Annotated in this window: 15 protein-coding genes; 9 read left to right on the top strand and 6 right to left on the bottom strand. The window is 67.6% G+C overall.

Annotated elements, in window-relative coordinates; translation table 11 throughout:
- Both BST14_RS31415 and BST14_RS12040 read left to right on the top strand, forming a co-directional pair.
- Nucleotides 1–123, top strand: a complete 123-nt coding sequence (locus tag BST14_RS31415; protein ID WP_281252803.1) for a hypothetical protein — start codon at nucleotides 1–3, stop codon at nucleotides 121–123.
- Between the two features lie 78 nt (nucleotides 124–201).
- Nucleotides 202–1,278: a DUF190 domain-containing protein gene (locus BST14_RS12040; protein ID WP_083064703.1), complete on the top strand. Its 1,077-nt coding sequence runs from the start codon at nucleotides 202–204 to the stop codon at nucleotides 1,276–1,278.
- Between the two features lies 1 nt (nucleotide 1,279).
- On the opposite strand, the gene BST14_RS12035 is transcribed toward BST14_RS12040, so the two are convergent.
- The 3 genes from BST14_RS12035 to BST14_RS12025 form a co-directional block, all read right to left on the bottom strand.
- On the bottom strand, nucleotides 1,280–2,173 hold the full coding sequence (locus BST14_RS12035) for a fructose bisphosphate aldolase (RefSeq protein WP_083064702.1): 894 nt from the start codon (nucleotides 2,171–2,173) through the stop codon (nucleotides 1,280–1,282).
- A gap of 121 nt (nucleotides 2,174–2,294) precedes the next feature.
- The gene (locus tag BST14_RS12030) at nucleotides 2,295–2,885 is read right to left on the bottom strand and encodes a cytochrome b (RefSeq protein WP_083064701.1); all 591 of its coding nucleotides are present in this window, start codon (nucleotides 2,883–2,885) and stop codon (nucleotides 2,295–2,297) included.
- Entirely contained in the window at nucleotides 2,882–4,024 is a 1,143-nt protein-coding gene (locus BST14_RS12025) for a catalase family peroxidase (protein WP_438502151.1), read from the bottom strand. The genes BST14_RS12030 and BST14_RS12025 overlap by 4 nt, the downstream gene beginning before the upstream one ends.
- Before the next feature lie 354 nt (nucleotides 4,025–4,378).
- Between BST14_RS12025 and BST14_RS12020 the strand changes: the two genes are divergently transcribed.
- The 5 genes from BST14_RS12020 (at nucleotide 4,379) to BST14_RS12000 (ending at nucleotide 9,042) form a co-directional block, all read left to right on the top strand.
- Nucleotides 4,379–4,756, top strand: a complete 378-nt coding sequence (locus BST14_RS12020; RefSeq protein WP_083064700.1) for an STAS domain-containing protein — start codon at nucleotides 4,379–4,381, stop codon at nucleotides 4,754–4,756.
- Nucleotides 4,757–4,828: 72 nt separating this feature from the next.
- A complete protein-coding gene (locus tag BST14_RS12015; protein ID WP_083064699.1) occupies nucleotides 4,829–5,254 on the top strand; it encodes an ATP-binding protein in 426 nt (141 codons plus the stop codon).
- A 231-nt stretch (nucleotides 5,255–5,485) separates the two neighbouring features.
- Nucleotides 5,486–7,246, top strand: a complete 1,761-nt coding sequence (locus BST14_RS12010) for an N-acyl-D-amino-acid deacylase family protein (RefSeq protein WP_083064698.1) — start codon at nucleotides 5,486–5,488, stop codon at nucleotides 7,244–7,246.
- Between the two features lie 10 nt (nucleotides 7,247–7,256).
- Nucleotides 7,257–8,597, top strand: a complete 1,341-nt coding sequence (locus BST14_RS12005; protein ID WP_083064697.1) for an aromatic ring-hydroxylating oxygenase subunit alpha — start codon at nucleotides 7,257–7,259, stop codon at nucleotides 8,595–8,597.
- Nucleotides 8,598–8,817: 220 nt separating this feature from the next.
- Nucleotides 8,818–9,042: a hypothetical protein gene (locus BST14_RS12000; protein ID WP_083064696.1), complete on the top strand. Its 225-nt coding sequence runs from the start codon at nucleotides 8,818–8,820 to the stop codon at nucleotides 9,040–9,042.
- A gap of 4 nt (nucleotides 9,043–9,046) precedes the next feature.
- Here the strand turns inward: BST14_RS12000 and BST14_RS11995 are convergent, their stop codons facing one another.
- Both BST14_RS11995 and BST14_RS11990 read right to left on the bottom strand, forming a co-directional pair.
- Nucleotides 9,047–9,703, bottom strand: a complete 657-nt coding sequence (locus BST14_RS11995; protein WP_083064721.1) for a response regulator transcription factor — start codon at nucleotides 9,701–9,703, stop codon at nucleotides 9,047–9,049.
- Nucleotides 9,700–10,917 (bottom strand): sensor histidine kinase, encoded by a 1,218-nt coding sequence (locus BST14_RS11990; protein ID WP_083064695.1) that lies wholly within the window; start codon nucleotides 10,915–10,917, stop codon nucleotides 9,700–9,702. The genes BST14_RS11995 and BST14_RS11990 overlap by 4 nt, the downstream gene beginning before the upstream one ends.
- A 133-nt stretch (nucleotides 10,918–11,050) precedes the next feature.
- Between BST14_RS11990 and BST14_RS11985 the strand changes: the two genes are divergently transcribed.
- On the top strand, nucleotides 11,051–11,431 hold the full coding sequence (locus tag BST14_RS11985) for a hypothetical protein (RefSeq protein ID WP_083064694.1): 381 nt from the start codon (nucleotides 11,051–11,053) through the stop codon (nucleotides 11,429–11,431).
- Nucleotides 11,424–14,279, top strand: a complete 2,856-nt coding sequence (locus tag BST14_RS11980) for an MMPL/RND family transporter (RefSeq protein ID WP_083064693.1) — start codon at nucleotides 11,424–11,426, stop codon at nucleotides 14,277–14,279. The genes BST14_RS11985 and BST14_RS11980 overlap by 8 nt, the downstream gene beginning before the upstream one ends.
- Here BST14_RS11980 and eccCa read toward each other — a convergent pair.
- Nucleotides 14,260–18,474, bottom strand: coding sequence for a type VII secretion protein EccCa (eccCa, locus tag BST14_RS11975; RefSeq protein WP_083064692.1), 4,215 nt, complete (start codon nucleotides 18,472–18,474; stop codon nucleotides 14,260–14,262). The two genes, BST14_RS11980 and eccCa, sit on opposite strands and share 20 nt — an antisense overlap.
- Nucleotide 18,475: the final 1 nt, after the last annotated feature.

Below are 18,475 nucleotides of genomic sequence, written 5' to 3'. Positions count from 1 at the left end.
ATGGCCCTGTCGGCGTGGCCAATTCGCAACCACAACTGTGAGAGGCTGCACGCCGCCGAGGTGCGTGAACGAGTGGGCGCTTACCAGGACCGCTACAGCGTCCCGACCGAACAGCTGCGCTGAGGTACGCCGCACCGAACACCGCTGCGGCGCTTGACGTCTGCAACCGGTAGGCTCGGCGCCAGGGCGACGGGAGCGGCGATGGACGACGATTGCCTGAAGCTCACCACCTATCTGGCCGAGCGGAGGCGCACCGGGGACAGCTTCGTCTCCGATGTGTTGCTCGGCTTGTATGCGCGGCACCGGATCGCTTGCGGCGTCCTGCTGCGCGGCATCGGGGGGTTCGGCACCGGCCACTACTTGCGTACCGACCAGTCCCTGACGTTGTCCGAGGACCCGCCCGTGGCGATCATCGCGGTCGACACACGGGCGAAGATCGAGACCTTGCTCGACCCGGTGCTGAGCGTCAAGCAGCGAGGCCTGGTCACCCTGGAGCGTGCTCGGCTGCTGCACGATGGCATCGGGTCGCCGCGACTGCCCGAAGAAGACCTGCACGACGCCGTCAAGTTGACGATCTACGTCGGCCGAAAGCAGCGCGTCAACGGCTCGCCCGCCTACATCGCCCTGTGCGATTTGATGCACCGGCGCGGCCTGGCCGGCGCCACGGTCTTGCTCGGGGTGGACGGGGTCGCACACGGAAAGCGCCAGCGCGCGAACTTCTTTGGCCGCAACGCCGACGTGCCGATGATGATCGTGGTCGTCGGGTCCGGCGAGCGCATCGGTCGGGTGCTACCGGAACTCGGCGAACTACTGCGCAGGCCGCTGTTCACTATCGAACGGGTCCAGGTGTGCAAGCGCGACGGCCACGCTCTGGAGCGACCGCACGCCCTGCCCGGCGTCGACGAGCGCGGCCTGCCGCTGTTTCAGCAGCTGACGATCTATACCTCGGAGTCGGCGCACCACGAGGGCGTGCCGATACACCGTGCGATCGTCCAGCGGCTGCGCCGAGCCAGGACCGTTGACGGTGCGACCGTGCTGCGCGGCGTTTGGGGCTTTCATGGCGACCACCCGCCCCACGGCGACGGACTGTTCTCGCTGACCCGGCGGGTGCCCGTCGTCACCGTCGTGATCGATACCCCGGCCAACATCGCCGAAGCCTTCGCCATCGTCGACGAAGTGACCCGAGACGAGGGTTTGGTGACCAGCGAGATGGTGCCCGCGTTGGTCTCTGACGACGGCGACTCCGGGCCCACGCGCATGGGCCGGCACCGCTACTAGTTCAGCCGGCCACCGAAGCGTCGTAGATGGACTGGATCGCCTTGTCCAGGGTGGCGTTGAACTGCTCGTCGGACTGGTCGACGGTCAACCCCTCGGTGAGCGCTCGGCTGAAGCTGGCGATCAGGCCGGTGTTCTTGGCCAGCAGGTCGTTGGCTTCCTCGCGGGAGTAGCCACCGGACAGGGCGACCACCCGCATCACCTTCGGGTGCTCGATCAGGGGGCGGTAGAAGTTGACCTCGGTGGGCAGGCTCAGCTTGAGCATCACGCGCTGACCCTCGGGCACGTTCTCGAGTTGTTTGGTGATCTCGTCGCGCAAGATGGTTTCGGCCGCGGCCTTGTCCGAGATCGAGATGGTGACTTCGGGTTCGATGATGGGCACCAGGCCGTGCGAGAGCACCTGGTGGGCCAGCTCGAACTGCTGGGCGACCACGGCGGCGATGCCCTCGGCGTTGGCGCCGCCGATCACCGACCGCTCCTTGGTCCCGAAGACACCTAGGCCGGCGGCCCGGTCCAGCAGTTCGTCGAGGCCCGGGATCGGCTTCATCAGCTGAACGTCGTCGGACGCGTCCGCCAGGCCCTTGTCGATCTTGAGGATCGGCACCACGCCCTTGGTCTCCCACAGGTAGGTGGTCGACGGCTTGCCGGCGATTTCGCGGTCCATGGTCTGCTCGAACAGGATCGCGGCCAGCACACGGTCACCGGTGAACGCCGGGGACGTGATGATCCGCGAGCGCATCTGGTGAATGAGGTCGAACATCTCCGTGTCGGAGGAGTACGCGTCGTCCTGGATGCCATAGAGGCGCAGCGCTTTGGGCGTCGAACCGCCGCTCTGGTCCAGTGCCGCGATGAATCCCTTGCCCGACGTCATCCGGTCCGCTTGCTGTTGGTTCGACATTGAACTCTCCCAGTTCCTCGTGGCCTTCATGGGCACAGCGCCCGCGGCCGGTGGTCGCGCGCGCTCAAGTCCGAATCGAGCCGATCATATTCGGCCACTTTTGGCCCGAGTAGGCAGGTCGTCAGACTGCGATGTTGGTCTCGACCTCTGTCTGGCTGCAGGGCGGCGGCTTGGTGCGCCACAGCGCCATGCGGTCGAGGAGCCGATCGCGCATGACGAGCGTGTGGAAGAGTACCGCCGTCATGTGGGCGGTAAACGCGAGGAAGAGCAGCAGCGCGACAGCGTTGTGGCACTCCCGGAGTACCGCGAAGACGTCGACGTTGTGCGGTGCGATGCCGGGCAGCGCAAGCGGCCCGAGCAGGGTGATTGGGAAGCGCGCCGCCGACAGCATGGCCCACCCGGTCAGGGGCTGCACGAGCAGCAGGGCGTAGAGCAGGTACTCCGACCACGTCGCGATGCGGCGTTCGGTTTTGCTCATGGTGGCCAGGAACGGCGGCGGCCGGTGCCTGAGCCGGTTCACCAGCCGGACCAGGGCGAAGGCCAGGATCAACAGGCCCAGCGGCCGATGGATGGCCAGTAGTAGCGGATACACGCTCAGGGCGGCGACCATGGTCACCCCGACGAGCAATTGCGCGATGACCATCGGGGCCATCAGCCAGTGCAGGACGCGCGACGGCAGGGTGAACCGCGGCGCGACGGTCGCCCCGGTCATGGGAGGACCGCTTCGACGCCGACCGCGCTGGGGGTTTTGGGCTCCTCGGCGCGGCGACGGAATGATTGGGCGTACACCGCCGATCGGGCCGCGAGCAGCGGATCGTCGGAGGCGGTGATGCCGTCGGGCAGCACCAGTGGGTCGAAGTTGATGTCGCGCGCGTTGCCGGCGTCCTCGGTCTGGACCGCGGAGATGGTGATGGTGCCGGCGTCGATGGTGCGCCGTCCCGGCGGCCACGGTTTGGTGGCGTCGTTGGTCGGATCCCCCGGCTCGCCGACGGTGAGCACCAGCCGCCAGGTGAGCGGGGTGCGCGCCAACGCGCGGATGAGGGCGTCGAACAGGTAGTCCTTGGCCGGCGGCCCGGCGGGTGAGGCCGCCAGGTCGGCGCCCTGCTGGGGGATCGCGGACCAGCGCACCGGCACCGTCGTGCCGGCACCGTTGGTAAGCCGGAAGGCGTTCAGCGCATGGAAGGCGCTGTCGGCGAATCCCGCGCTCGGCGGCGCCTGCTTGATGATCCGCATGGCCGCGGCGGTCTCGGGATGCCGTTGCAGGAACGCGGCCACCTGCTGCGGGTCGGGCTTGCCCGTGCCGGGAAGCGGCTTGGACGCCAGCAAGCGATCGTAAAAGCCCTGCGGGGTGCTGTCCGGAAAGACCGGGAGGTTGATCATGGCGGTGCGCCACTGCTGTCCTGCGGGCCCGTCGAACAGCAGCCCCAGACCGCGGACGGTGTCGGGTTTGTCGGGCTGGGCGGGCAGCCCCCCGGACAGCGAGAACCGGCCGATCAGGGGAACGCTTCCGCGTCCGAACACCGCGGCCCGACAGATCGCCGCGGCCGCCCCGGTGCTGACAAATGTTCCGGTAGCGCTCAGCCCTTTGGCGTGATTTCGCCGGAACCCGTCGTGACGGCCGTAGACGCGCTCGAAGCGATCGGTGAACCGGGGCGGAGTCAGCGCTCCGGGCCGGAGCCAGGCACCGGCATAGGCGAAGGCGCCCACGTCGACCGCGGCGGCGCAGGCCACCGCGCCCAGGCCGAGCAGCGCGCGCCGCCGGTTCAGCGGATGGGAATGCGGCGCCGTCGGCGGGTCTTCGCCGGGCTGCTCGCCCTTGTGTTTCTCGTCGCCGCCATCACCGGGCTCCACGGCCGACCGTCCTTCCCATTTGTGCAGGCCACGCCGCACGGGCTGAGAACGAAGCAGGTGGGAGCAATTCACGCACGGGCCGGTGCGCCGTGCAACTTCGAGGCTGGCCGTCACGCACATCCGGACTACGGCGCGGCGCCCGAAAGCGTTCAGCGTTTTGAGCGTGCTACGCTGCGTGGCCTACCATTGACTAAACACTTGTAGCTGAATCTGCCTTACCAGCGCAGATCGATGGAGTGCGTCTCCTCCGTAGGCGAGCGTGTTCCGCGGGGTTGAGCAAACAGCCCCCGGTGCGGCAGTGGCTGTTTGAAAGCTAGCGGCGTCCCGCAAGGGACCGAATGTGAGTGGTAGACCATGGGCGAACAATCCGGCGGTTTAGTCGATCCAACCGCTTTTGAAGTGGGCAAACACCAGGTAGATCAGGCGGTCGTGCTCACCGTCTCCGGCGAAGTCGACATGCTCAGCTCGCCGCTGCTGGCCGATGCCATTCAGACCGCCCTGGCGACCAAGCCCGCGGCACTGATTGTCGACCTGTCCAAAGTCGGATTCCTGGCGTCGGCCGGGATGACCGTCCTGGTGACCGCGCAGGCCGAGCTCGAGCCGCCGACGCAATTCGCGGTGGTCGCCGACGGCTCGGCCACCAGCAGGCCGATCAAACTCATGGGTATCGACAGCGTGCTCTCGCTCTACAGCAGCTTGGACGGAGCGCTGAGCGGCCTCGCGAGTGAGTGAGCGCCGGCAGGGTGAAACCGCAATTGGGGACGATGAGACGCGCTGACCAGCCGCAGAACGCGTCGAGCATCGATGGCCGATATTGTACGGACGCGTGTCGCCGCCGACGCGCGCAGCGCCGCCCGGACCCGCGCCGAATTCGCGGTGTGGCTCGAACGGCATTTTTCCCTTGACGACGACCGGTTCAGCGATCTGCTGCTGGCGGTGAACGAGGCGATCGCCAACGCCGCGGAATTCGCCTACGTCGACGCCGTCGAGCGCGGCACGGTCGACGTGCGGGCAGCCTACGACGCGAATGCAGACATCCTCGCGGTGACCGTCGACGATCGCGGCCGTTGGCGACGGAAAGTGGCGGTGCAGCGCCAGCAGCAGATGCGCGGCCGTGGCATCCCGCTGATGGAGGTGCTCGCCGACGACGTGGTCATCGACCGGACGCCGCAGGGCACTCGCGTCACGCTGACGTGGAACGACGTCACCAACCCCGCCTGCGACGCTTGATCAGCCCACCCGCGCTCGTCACTGTGGCCGTCCTTTACGAGCATCGCGCCGATGAGGCAGATGACCGCCATCTTTTGGCCGTCCGGACGGGCGTCCTATAACGCCGGGCCAATTCGGCCAGGGCTATTGCCTTCGTCGCGCCAAGGGTTACGCTACCTACCGTAGCGAAATCCTGTGCGCCTCGCGCTCAGCCTGCCAGGGACAGCCCGCGACGCGGCGAAGGGGAGTCTCATGTTCGACCTGAAGATCATCGGTGGCACGGTCGTCGACGGCACGGGCGCACAACGCTATCCCGCCGACATCGGCATCAAGGACGGCAAGATCGTCGACGTCGTCCGCCGCTCCGCCGACGGCCCCGCGCTGGCCGGTGAGGCGGCCGAAACCATCGACGCGACAGGGCATGTGGTGGCACCGGGCTTCGTGGACATCCACACCCATTACGACGGCCAGGTCAGCTGGGACAGCCTGCTGGAGCCGTCCAGCGGCCACGGCGTGACCACGATCGTGACCGGAAACTGCGGTGTCGGCTTCGCGCCCGTGCGGCCCGGCACCGAGCAGTGGCTGATCGAGCTGATGGAGGGCGTCGAGGACATCCCTGGCACCGCGCTGACCGAGGGCATCACCTGGGGCTGGGAGACCTACCCGGAGTACCTCGACGCGGTCGGCAAGCAGAAGTTCGCCGTCGACGTCGGCAGCCAGGTCGCACACGGCGCCGTCCGCGCCTACGCGATGGGCGAGCGGGGCGCCCGCAACGAACCGGCCACCCCCGAGGACATCGAGGCGATGAGCCGGCTGGTTCGCGAGGCGATCGAGGCTGGGGCACTCGGCTTTTCCACGTCGCGCACGATGGGCCACCGCGCCATGGACGGTGAGCCGGTGCCCGGCACGTTCGCCGCCGAGGAAGAGCTGTTCGGCCTCGGCCGCGCGATGGCGGCCGGCGGCCAGGCGGTGTTCGAGTTGGCCCCGCAGGGCGCTGCGGGCGAGGACATCATCGGCCCAAAAAAGGAATTGGATTGGATGCGGCGGCTGAGCAGCGAGATTGACCGGCCGGTCTCCTTCGCGCTGATCCAGGTGGACGCCGATCCGAAGCTGTGGCGGGAGATGCTGGACCTGTCCGCGGACGCGCACGCCGCGGGCGCCCGCCTCTACCCGCAGATCGCGGCGCGTCCCTTCGGCATGATGATCGGTTTCCAAGGCCATCACGGGTTCAGTCACCGACCCACCTATCGCCGGCTGAAGGCCGAATGCGGCCGCGACGAGCTCGCGCGGCGGCTGGCCGACCCCGCCCTGAAGGCGGCGATCCTGTCCGAGGACGACCTGCCCCCCGACCCCACCCTGTTGTTCGACGGGATGTTCGCTTTGGTGCAGCACTCGCTGGGGCGGCTGTACGCGCTCGGCGATCCGCCGGACTACGAGCCCACCCCGGACCGCACCGTCGCGGCCATCGCCGAGGCCCGCGGCGAGGACCCGTTGTCCACCCTGTACGACCTGATGCTGGAGTCGAACGCGACCAACATGCTGATGCTGCCGCTGTTCAACTACGCCGACGGCAATCACGACGCGATCCGCGAGATGATGCTGCACCCGGCCGGGGTGCTTGGACTCTCCGACGGCGGCGCCCACTGCGGGATGATCTGTGACGCTTCCTATCCCACGTTCCTGCTCACGCACTGGGCACGGGACCGGCACCGCGGCGAGAAGCTGTCGCTGGAATACGTCATCCGCAAGCAATCGCGCGACACCGCGCACCTGTTCGGCCTCACCGACCGCGGCACGATCGAACCGGGCAAGAAGGCCGACATCAACGTCATCGACATGGACGCGCTGACGCTGCATCCGGCGGCGATGGCGTTCGACCTGCCCGCCGGCGGCAGCCGAATCCTGCAGGGGGCCAGCGGTTATGCCGCGACCATCGTCAGCGGGACGATGACCCGGCGCAACGACGTCGATACCGGGGCGCGCCCCGGCCGCCTGGTGCGCGGAGCGCGTTAAGGCTCCACGCGTGAACGCGCCCGCCGGCAATCCGGCCCGCACCCGGGACGAGGATGCCATTGGCACCCCGCCGGATCGCCCGACGCTGGTGCCCGCCGAGCGCTACTACTCCCCCGCCTTCGCCGCGCTCGAGGCGCAGCGGATGTGGCCGAGGGTATGGCAGCTCGCCTGCATGGTCGACCATGTCGCCGAGGCGGGCGACTATTTCGAATACCGCTGCGGCCCCTATGGGGTGCTGATCGTCCGCGACGACGACGGGGTGCTCCGGGCGTTCCAGAACGTCTGCCGGCACCGCGGCAACTCGCTGTGCACGGGAACAGGGTCGGGCCTGCACGAACTCAAATGCGGCTATCACGGCTGGACGTGGGACCTGGCCGGCGCGCTCAAACGGGTGCCCAACCGCAAGGGCTTCGGCGCGCTGCGCATGTCCGACTTTCCGCTGCTACCGGCGCGGGTCGACACCTGGGCGGGGCTCGTGTTCGTCAACCTCGACCCGGGCGCCGTGTCGCTCACCGAGTACCTGGAGGCGGTGCCCGACGACATCGCTTGGTGCCACCTGGAAGATTTCCACTGCTACGCCACCCTCACCGTCGAGGTCGACGCCAACTGGAAGACGATCGCCGACGGATACAGCGAGACCTACCACATCCAGGCCCTGCATCCCGAACTCCTGCGCTGCGTCGATGATATTCATGCGCCACAACGGATTTGGGGTCACACCGGAAAATCGGATCAGCCCTACGGTGTGCAGAGCCCACGCTTTGACGGCACGCTGAGCGACGAAGAGGTGTGGAACGCCTACGTCTATACGCAGGGGGCGCTGATGGGTGCGGCCGAAAACACCCCCTTCCCCACCGCCGAACGCCGGCCCGGCCAGACGGTCGCCGACCTGATCGCCGACCGAACCCGGGCATTCGCCGCAACCCGCGGCGTGGATCTCAACTGGGCTGACACCGACCGATTGACCCGATTGCACCAATACAACGTGTTTCCCAACATGACGCTTCTGGCCAACGCCGACCACCTGACCGTGATGTGCTCGCGGCCCGCCGCCGAGCCGTCCCCCGACAAGGGTGAGTTGGTCATGTTCTTGATGACGCGAATGCCGCCGGGCGCGCCGCGCACCAGGCCGACGGATGTCCGCATGGCCGCCGAGTCGGCCGAGCCCGGGGTGGTGCTCACGCAAGACATCGCGGTGCTGCCCGGCTTGCAGCGCGGCATGCACCAACCCGGCTTCACTCACTTGGTGCTGTCCAGCGAGGAACGCCGCGTGATCAACATGCATCGCAACCTGGAGCGCTATCTCGAGCTCCCGGCGTCCCAGCAAATGATCGTCGGTACGGCCAAGTGATCTCTCGCAACACGATCCGTGTTCAAAGCGCGAAAGTGGCGCCGGGCGATTTAGAATCCCGCTTGTGATGACCCCGTCTTACCCCTGGGGGGACGAACGAGGGCAACTTGCGCGGCGGCTTCGGCTGCCATATGAAACGCTCCGCCGACGGCAGGCGCTACGTCTGTGTCACAGTTTCGAGCGGGTAGGTGTTCGAACGGCACCCGAACGGTTGCGCCAAATGCTGGAGGGCGCGCCGCTGGCCGCCCACGAACTGGTGAACGTGAACTTCGCGTTGATCGCGATCCGGCTCGACCGCGAACTGCGGGCGGCGCGCTACAAGCGGCTCAAGCAACGCGGTGCCCGGTCGCTGATGTTCGCGGGCCTGGTCATGGTGGTGATCAACTTCCTCGTGTGCATGGCCTACGTGCTACTGAACCTGGCCGAGCAATCGGCGCCCTTGTAGGTCTTCAGCGCGGGGCGACGATGCCGTTGTCGTAGGCGTAGACGATCGCGGCGGCACGGTCGCGCAGATCGAGCTTTCCGAATATCCGCCCGATGTGGCTCTTGACCGTGACGCCCGAAATGCACAGTTGATCGGCGATCTCCGCGTTGGACAGGCCCTGTCCGATCAATGTCAGCACGTCGAGCTCGCGGGTGGTCAGCTCGGCGATCGCCGTGCCACGCGGTCCCGGAGCGGCCTTCCGGTACGTGGTCAGGACGCGCGAGGTCACCGCGGGGTCCAGATAGCTGTCGCCCCGGGCGACGGCCCGCACCGCGCGGATCAACTCCTCGGCAGACGAGTCCTTGAGCACAAAGCCGGCCGCACCGGCACGCAGCGCCCCTGATAGCAGCTCGTCCTCGTTGAAGGTGGTCAGCGCCAGCACCGGCGGCCTGCCACCCAGCCTGCGCGTCGCCTCGATGCCGTCGATGCGGCGCATCCGCAGGTCCATCACGACGACGTCGGGCCAGTGCTCGGCCACCGCGGCGGGCACCTCGTCTCCGTCGGCGCATTCGGCGACGATGACGAAACCGTCCTTGCGGCGCAGGATCCGGCGCAGGCCCGATCGCACCAGGTCCTGATCGTCGACGAGCAGCACCGCGATCTCGGGTGCCGCGTCGATCACGCCTTGCACCACCAGGGCCTCCAGGCGGTATCGCCTTCCTGCAGCGGGATTTCGGCGCACACCGACCAGCCGTCCCGGGTCGGCCCGACATCGATGGCCCCGCCGAGCAGCTCGACACGCTGGCGCATGCCGCGCACCCCGCGCCCCTCGGCGGAGTGGGCGGCCGCCACCGCCACGGGCAACAGGTTGGTGACGGTGAGCCTCGCCGATACCGGCGAAATATCGAGCACCACACCGGCTTTCGACTCGGGTGCATGCTTGGCGATGTTGGCCAGAGATTCCTGGGTGATGCGATACAGCGCGTGGCCCACCGCGGCCGAGACGTGATCGGTGGGTCCTTCAATACACAGCGCGACGGCCAGACCGGCCCGTTGGAAGCTTTCGACGAGGACCGCGACGTCGTCGATACCGGGTTCGGGCGCGGTTTGCGCGGCCTTGGTCGGCCAGTTGTCGAGTAACCCGACGGTGCGACGGATGTCGGCCATTGCTTGGCGGCCGAGACGCTCGGCCTGTTCCAGCGCGCCGACGGCGTCGTCGACGTCGCGGTCCTGCTGCAGCGCCCGCCGCGCCCCGGTGACATGCAACAAGGTGATGCTGAGCGAATGGGCGATGACATCGTGCACTTCTCGTGCGATGCGCCGCCGCTCGTCCGCGGCGGCGTGCTCGGCCAGCATGTCCTGCGCCTCGATCTGCTCGGCCAACAACAACCGCTGGGTGCGCATCAGGTAGCCGAGCAGCCAGCCCACCGCGATGAAACCGAGGTACAGCCCCACCGTGTCGAGGCGGTGCAGCGCGGCCGCGGTGACCAATAGTGCCCCCGCCGAGCCGGCCGCCAGAAGTCCGGCCCCAACCGACGCCAAGGTCGCGACGACCAAGACCATCAGGATTAACAACGCCGGGCCGAAATCGGCGTGAATGGGCGTCGACGTACCAAACAGCATCAACGCGGTGGACGCCGACCAGGTGGCCCACAACGGCCCCGGCGTCATCTTCATGTTGAAAGCCAAGAACGCCAACGAGGGCGACAACGCTATGGCGAACGCCGTCAGCGCCACGGGCAGGTCGGAGACGGGCCGTTGCAGCGTGCCGATCACGCCGCCGAGCACCAGGGCGACATCGACAGAGATCAGTGACGCCCAGGTGATACCGACGGGAATCAGCTCGCTTCGTCGGCGAAGCAGTTCCCGCAGGTGATAAGCTGCGGCGCGCAACATCGTCCAATCCTAAAAGAGCTCACCGCTTCGCCACATCCTCCTGCGGGCGGCACCCGTCTCCGCCCGCGGTAGGAGGCAAAGACTGCACTTCGGCACGACGCGCGACATCCGGTCGCTTTCCTAGCGTCGAGTCATGACATGGACACTGCTGCACGACCGCATGGCCTTCATGGCCCAGGTAATCAAAGCCGCCGAGACGGACCCCGAGGCGGCACTTGCGTTGATGGACGAATCATCCAAGGTGTCCGAACTCTTCGGCGACGAGGAGGGCTTGATGCTGTCGCTCGGCCAGCGATGGATCACCATGCTGGTTGCCAAGCTGGATCAGGCCGCCCACGAGGGTGCGTCGGCCGAGCAGGTGCGTGCCGATCTCAAAGCCGCCGAGCCCGGATTGCACGCGCTGGTCGAGATCGGCACCCGCCGGTCGCTGCGGGTGCGGTCCCTTACTCGCGGTGAGCATGTGGCCGTGGGTCTGTTCGGCGGGCCCACCAGCGATCGGCAGACCGTTGCATGACCGAATGGGCAGCCTTGCGCGCCTGACGTCGCGGTACGCGGTCGTGATCGTCGGGCTCTGGGTCCTGGCGGCCGCGGCGGCCAATCTCGCTGTCCCGCAACTGGAGCGCGTCGTCGACACCCATGCCCGGTCCTTCATGCCGCCCGGCGCGCCGAGCGCCGCGGCGGCCGCCCGGGTCGCCCAGTTGTTCAACCAGACGCCCAGCAACAACTTCGTTTACGTTGTGCTGGAACGTGATCGGCGGCTGACGCCGCAGGATCGGCACTTCTACGACGCGTTGACGACATCGCTGGGTTCGGATCGACGCCACGTGTATGCGGTGACCGACCTGTGGTCGCAGCCCGCCACGGCCGCCGGCGCACAGAGTTCGGACGGCAAGGCGGTCAGCGTGATGGTGCGGCTCGCCGGAATGCTGGGCACCGCGCAGGCGCGCGATTCGGTGGACGCCGTGCGCGGCACCATCCACAAACTCGCGCCGCCGCCGGGCCTGGAAGTCCATGTCACCGGTCCCGGGGCCACGATCGTCGACGAATTCTCCGCGATTGATCGGCAGATGCTCGGCATCACCGCGGCCACCATAGGGCTCATCCTGCTGTTACTGCTCGTGGTGTATCGATCATCGGTCGCGGCGGCGATCCCATTGATCTCGGTAGGGCTCGCCCTGGCTTTGGCGCGCGCCGTCGTCGCCGCCCTCGGCCAGTCCAATGTCGTTGAGGTGTCGCTGTTTTCGGTGGCATTGATGGCGGCCATGACCCTTGGTGCAGGCACCGACTACGCGATCTTCTTGGTCGGCCGCTATCACGAAGGCCGCCGCCACGGTATGGCCCCAGGCCAGGCCTTGACGCAGGCCTACCGTTCCATCGCGCCAGTGGTGATCGGATCGGCATTGACGGTGTCGGTGGCACTGGCATGCCTGGTGTTCGCCAAGGTCGGTTCGTTCCGCAGCGCCGGGTTACCCTGCTCCATCGGCATTCTGGCGACCATGGTCGCAGCGCTGACCGTGACGCCCGCGCTGATGAGCCTGGCGATACGCCGTGGGTATCTCGAACCGCGGCCGTCCACCACCGCGCGGCGGTGGCGCCGGGTCGGGACGTCCGTGGCGCGCTGGCCCGGGCCCATCCTGGTCACCGCGCTGGGCCTGTGCCTGCTGGTCGCGCTGCCGTTGGCCGGGATGCGGGTCGGCTTCGACGAACCGGCCGCCACGCCGTCGTCCACCGACTCCAATCACGGCTATGCCAGCGCGAACGGGCATTTCGCGGCCAATTCGCTGTTGCCCGACGTTGTCGCGATCCAGGCCGATCACGACCTGCGCAACCCCGCCGGCCTGATCGCCATCGAGCGAATCACGCGTCACATCATGGCCGTGCCGGGGGTGCGCGCGGTGCAGTCCGCCAGCCGCCCCGACGGCAAGGTTCCCGAACAGGCGACGCTGAGCTATCAGGCCGGTGTGCTCGGCCGCCAGTTCGGGGACACGGTGGATTCGCTGACTCAGGGCCTCAGACGTGTTTCCGAACTGGACAGTGCGCTGGCGCAGACCCAGCGTGCCGTCGACGGGTTGGGCAACGGCCTGCGCGGCGGCAGTGCCGGATTGGCGGACATGTCCGGCGCCGCCGAAGACATGCGTGCCGGCATGGACGGCCTGCAACGCAACGTCACGACGGTGTCGGGCTACCTCGACCCGTTGCGGGACTTCGTCGGGCGGACCCCCGACTGCGCGGCCAACCCGATCTGCTCGACGGTGGACCGGGTGCTACAGCCCGTCGACAGCCTGGTGCAGACGTCCACGCGGCTGGGCTCCGGTGCCGCAAAGCTCACCAGCGGATCGAAAACCGCCGCCACCGCGATGGCCACCCTGCCCCAGAGCATGACGTCGATGAAAGGCGCTTTGGGACAGGCCCGTTCGGCCACGCATGACCTGCTGACTCTGTCGGACACGCTCGGACCTCAGCTGCATCAGCTGACCGACTACCTAAACGAGATCGCCACGCAATTTCAGGGCAGCGCCGCGGGGGACTTTTACCTGCCGCAGCGCGCGTTGACCGACCCCCGGTACACCACCGCCCTGCGCCACCTCATCTCCGAAAACGGCCGCGCCGCATACTTTTTGGTCTATGGCGACGGTTCGGAGTGGGGGGCCGACGGCGCCAAGCGGGCCGCCCAGGTGCGCACCGCCATCGCGGAGGCCACCAAGGAGGGGACGCTGGCCCCAACCGAGGTCGACCTGGCCGGCGTGGGCCCGGTAACCGCCGATCTGCAGCGCTTCGTCGCCAGCGACGCCACCCTGCTGGCGGGCGCCGCGCTGGTTCTCATCTTCTTGATCGTCACGGCGATGCTGCGCAGCCCGGTGGCGGGGCTGATCGTCGTCGGGACCGTAGTCACTTCCTACGCCTCGGCCGTGGGCGCCAGCGTGCTGATCTGGCAGCACCTGCTGCGTCAGGACTTGCACTGGGCCGTAGCGCCTTTCGCGTTCATCGCGCTGATCGCCGTCGGCGCGGATTACAACCTGTTGCTCGCGCTGCGGATTAAACAGGAGGCGGCGGCGGGCCTCAAGACCGGGATCATCCGGGCGTTCGGCGGCACCGGCGGGGTGGTCACCGTAGCCGGCATCATCTTCGGTTTGACCATGCTCGCTCTGTTGACGAGCAGCGTGCTCAGCGTCGCCCAGATCGGCACCACCGTCGCGGTCGGGCTGTTGCTGGACACTTTGGTGGTGCGGGCGTTCATCGTGCCGTCCATCGTGGCGCTGTTGGGGCGGTGGTTCTGGTGGCCGAGCCCGCTCCCCCGCCGCGTCGTCGCGCCGAGCGTAAAAGCGCCAGAGCCGCACCTGGTTACTGCTGCGGCGGTATGACCGAGGACGGAAGACCGACGAGCACGCCTTCGACGTCGCCGTCGACGCTCACCAGCAGCCCGCGCCCCGGGGGCAGGGTCTGGGCGCGCACGTTTCGGTTGATCCGGTTCTGCGGGTCGTTGTCCATGTACAGCTGAGCCACTTTCGCCGAGTTCTGGAATCGCATCCACGGATCCATTTGCAGTGTCGCCCAGTTCGCGCTGTTGCGGGTGGTGAAGACGTGCAGGCCGATCTGCCGGGCGCGTTCCATCAGCTTCCACAGCGCGGCTCCCACCGGCGGTTTGGGCGGGTAGCTCTGATCCGGGCGCAGGTCCTGGATGTCGTCGATGAGCACGAAGTGCCGCGGCCCTTCCCACGGCTTGAGTTCACGCAGCTCCTCCTGGCTGAGGCCTTTCGGTGGCAGCCGGGGCAGCAGGACCTGCTGCGCCAAGGCGGTGATCACCTCGTCGATCTCGTCCTGGTCATAGGCGTACGCGCGCACGTACCCCGGGCCATGCAGATCGCGCAGGCCGTGCGGCGCGGTCTTCGGGTCGATCAGCGTGAGCTGCGCTTCGTCGGGGGTGAAGCGGCTCATGATCGCCTCGCCAATGGCGACCAGCGACAACGTCTTTCCGCACCCTTGCCGTCCCAGGATCATCAGGCCGGGGCTTTCGCGCAACTTGATCGGCACCGGCCCCAGTTCGTGACGCTCGCCGATGGCGAACGCGATCGAAAGGTCGTCGCCGCTGGGTTGCGCCGCCTCGTAGTCCAGGATCGCCTGCAGCGCCACCCGCTGCGGGAGTCGCTGCAGGGTGGCATGCTTGGTGACCCCGGCGACCTCCGCGATGCGGGCCCCGACGTCGACGATGCTCACGATCGCGCCGGTGGCCGGATCGGTCAGCGCCGGCACGCCGACCCGCAGTTCGTGCAAGCTGTCGGTGAGGCCGAAGCCGGGCCGGTTCAGCGTGCGTCGGGCCGCGTCCCGCGATTCGAGCGACGAGTGTCCCATCTGGCTCTCGCTGGGGTCGGCGAGCCGCAATTGGATTCGCGCCGTGGCGTTTTGCAGCAGGCTCTGCCGCTGCCCATGGATCCAGCCGCCGGCGCTGCACATCACGTGCACGCCGTATTCGGGGCCGCGGCTGCTCAGCGAGATGATGCGATCACCGAGCACCGTGTCTTTCGAGTACAGGTCGTCGTAGTCGTCAACCACCACGAAGACATCGCCGAACGGGTCGTTGGCGTCGGTGCCACCCAGGCCGTCGCTGCCCGGCGCGAACCGGCGTTCGCGGAAACCGTCGAGGTCGATCTTGAGCCGCCGGAACGAATCCTCGCGGGCATCGATCAAGGCGTCCATGCTGCTCAAGATCCGCTCGATGCCCTCGGCGTCCTTCGGCGACACGATGTCGGTGACGTGGGGCAGCGAGGCGGCCTGGGCGAGCGTCGCCCCACCGATGCAGAAGAACGTCACGCGCGCCGGGGTGTACATCGTCGCGGCCGAGCACATCAACGTCATCAAGGTGGTGGTCTTGCCGCGCTGCTTGGCCCCGACCACGATCACGTTGCTGCGCAACGCATCCACCGCATGCACGATCTGCTTGGATTCCTCGGGGATGTCCATGACGCCCACCGGGAACATCAGGCCCGCGTTACGCCCGTAGTCGACGTGCCACGGTCTGCCCCGGTATCCGGCCACCAGGGCGTCGATCGACTCGGGCTCCTCCAGCGGCTCCAGCCAGGGCCGGCGCGGCGAGCGGTGCGGGACCTCGTGCAGCGACTCGCGCAGCACGTCGACGATCTTCTTGCGCTTGAAACCGTCGTCGTAGTAGAGGAATTCGTCGGGCTCGGCGTCGACGGCGGCGGCCGCCTTCAAGGCGGTGGCGTCCGAGGCGTCCAGCGGCTGGTATTGCCAGTTGTACAACCGCGGCTTGGTCAGCGTCATGTCGACGGTTTTGGCGACTTCCTTGGCCTTGGGCACCACGAACGGCGCGGAGAGGTAGAAACAGCGGAACGGTTCGAGGTCGCGCGGCCCCACCTTCAGCAGACCGAAGCCGTTTTCCTTCGACGGCAGGTGGTAGGCGGCGTCGCTGCCGATCACCTCGCGACTGTCGTCGCCGGACTCGGCGCGCAGCGCGATGCGGAATGCGATGTTGGACTTCACCTTTTGCAGCGAGGACAGGTCCAGGCGCTGCCCACCCAGCATGAAGAAGACGTTGGCGCCGCGGCCCTCCTGACCGATGTGGATGATGAGGTTGATCCACTTCTCATGGTTGGCGAACAGTTCCAGGTATTCGTCGACGATGACCAGCAGCACCGGGACGGGCGGCAGGTCGCGACCGGCGAGTCGGATCTCTTCGTAGTCGTTGGCGTCACGCGCGCCCACCGAGGTGAACAGCTCATAGCGCTGCTTGATCTCACCATCGATCACCCTGCGCATGCGCTCGGCCAGGTGCCGTTCGTCCTTGCCCAGGTTCGACAGAGCGGCCACCACATGCGGGATACCCAGGATGTCCTGGGCCGCCGACTCGAACTTCATGTCGACGAAGATGACGTTGAACGTTTCCGGGGAGTGGGTCAGCGCGATGCCGTACACCAACGACAGGAAGAACTCCGACTTACCCGAGCCACTGGTCCCGATCACCACGGAGTGAAAGCCGAAACCGCCGAAGTCCTTGGCGCGGATGATGATGTTCTGTAGCTCGCCGTTGGGTTTGGCGCCCACCGGGACCTCGCACCAACGCTCGTCGCCGCGGCCTCGCCGCTCGGCCCACAACCGGTCGACGTCCAACTCTCGAGGGTCGCTGATTCCCAGGGCGCGCAGCAATTCCGTTGCGCCGCTGACTGAGTCGGCGATCTCGCTGCGGCTGGTCGGCGACCACCGGGCCATCGCCCGCGCGTACCGATAGGCGCGGTGCACCGAAAGCTGGTCGGCGTGGGCGAAGAACTTGTTACGCACCCGGAGCAGCGGGGCCGGGCGGTCGTCTTCGCCGTCGGCGTCAGAGCCGTTGCGGTGCAACGCCACTTTGCCGTTCAGCGAGCCGCTGGGCGAGCTGTGGCGTTCGCTGAGGTCGAACACCTGGTCGTCGCCGAAGCCCACGCCGGTCCCGACCCGGGAGGCGATACGCAGCAACGTGATTCCCGCCTTGCCGACCTGTCCGACCACGCTCTCCCACGCGTCGGGGCTGCCGGTGTTGTCGTCGACGATCACCAGGTGCGGCCCGAGGTCCACCGTGTCGGCGCCGGTTTCCAGCGTCGAGCCCATCGCGGTGGGGCTGGCCGCGGCCAGCGGCGTCCACGCACCGCGCTTGCCCTTCATGTGCAGTTCGGCGGCCAGGGTCTCCTCGAGCTCCTCGGGCGTGGCGAAGACCAGGCGCCGGAAACCGCACGCATCGAACAGTTCGTCGTGCAGGTTGTGCGGCAGCCACACGATCCATGACCACGCTTCGGGATTACGGGTCACCACCAACAACTTAACGTCGCGCGGGTTGTGGAACACCGCCAGCGAGCACAGCACCGACCGCATCAGCGAGCGCAACCGGTCCAGGTCGTCGCCGACGAAGCTGAAGCCGGGTGCCGATCGCAGGTTGACCACCTTGGCGATGTCGCGAATCTTGCGCTGCTCCAAGATGAAATCGCGCAACGCCTGGCCCGTCACGGGTTCGAGCTCCTCATCGGAGGCGATGTCGGGCCACGTCACCGAGAGCACCGAGTCCGGTGCGTGCTGCACGCCGGTGCCGAGCCGCACCTCGAGGAAGTCCGTGTCGCCGCGGCCGCGTTCCCACATCCGCGGGCCGCCGATGATGGCGCCCAACCCACGAGGGTCGGAGTGCACGGAGTTCTGCCATTCGCGCTGCGCGCACACCGCGTTCTGGATCTCGTCGCGGTTGCCGTCGAGGTCGCGGAGATAGCGGCGACGGCCCTTTTCCATTTCGCCCCAGGTGATTTTGCGGGCGCGGCCGAAGCGACCGGAGAACGCGAGCATGCTGAACGCGCCGATGCCCATCAGCGGGAAGAAGCCGGTGGTCAGGCTGCGCACGCCGGAGACGTAGAGCATGACGATGGTGCCGATGAGCGCCACGATCAGCGCCGGGACGCCGATCATCACCCAGATGTTGCGCGGCTCGCGCTCCGGCAGCGCGATCGGCGCGCTGGGCGCTACCCGAACCGGTTTCGGCGGCTCGATCTTGACCCGGTTGATGGGGAACGCTTTCTTGGACATT

The organism is Mycobacterium arosiense ATCC BAA-1401 = DSM 45069 (assembly GCF_002086125.1).
Lineage (GTDB): Bacteria > Actinomycetota > Actinomycetes > Mycobacteriales > Mycobacteriaceae > Mycobacterium > Mycobacterium arosiense.
This window is presented reverse-complemented; position numbering and strand designations above follow the sequence as displayed.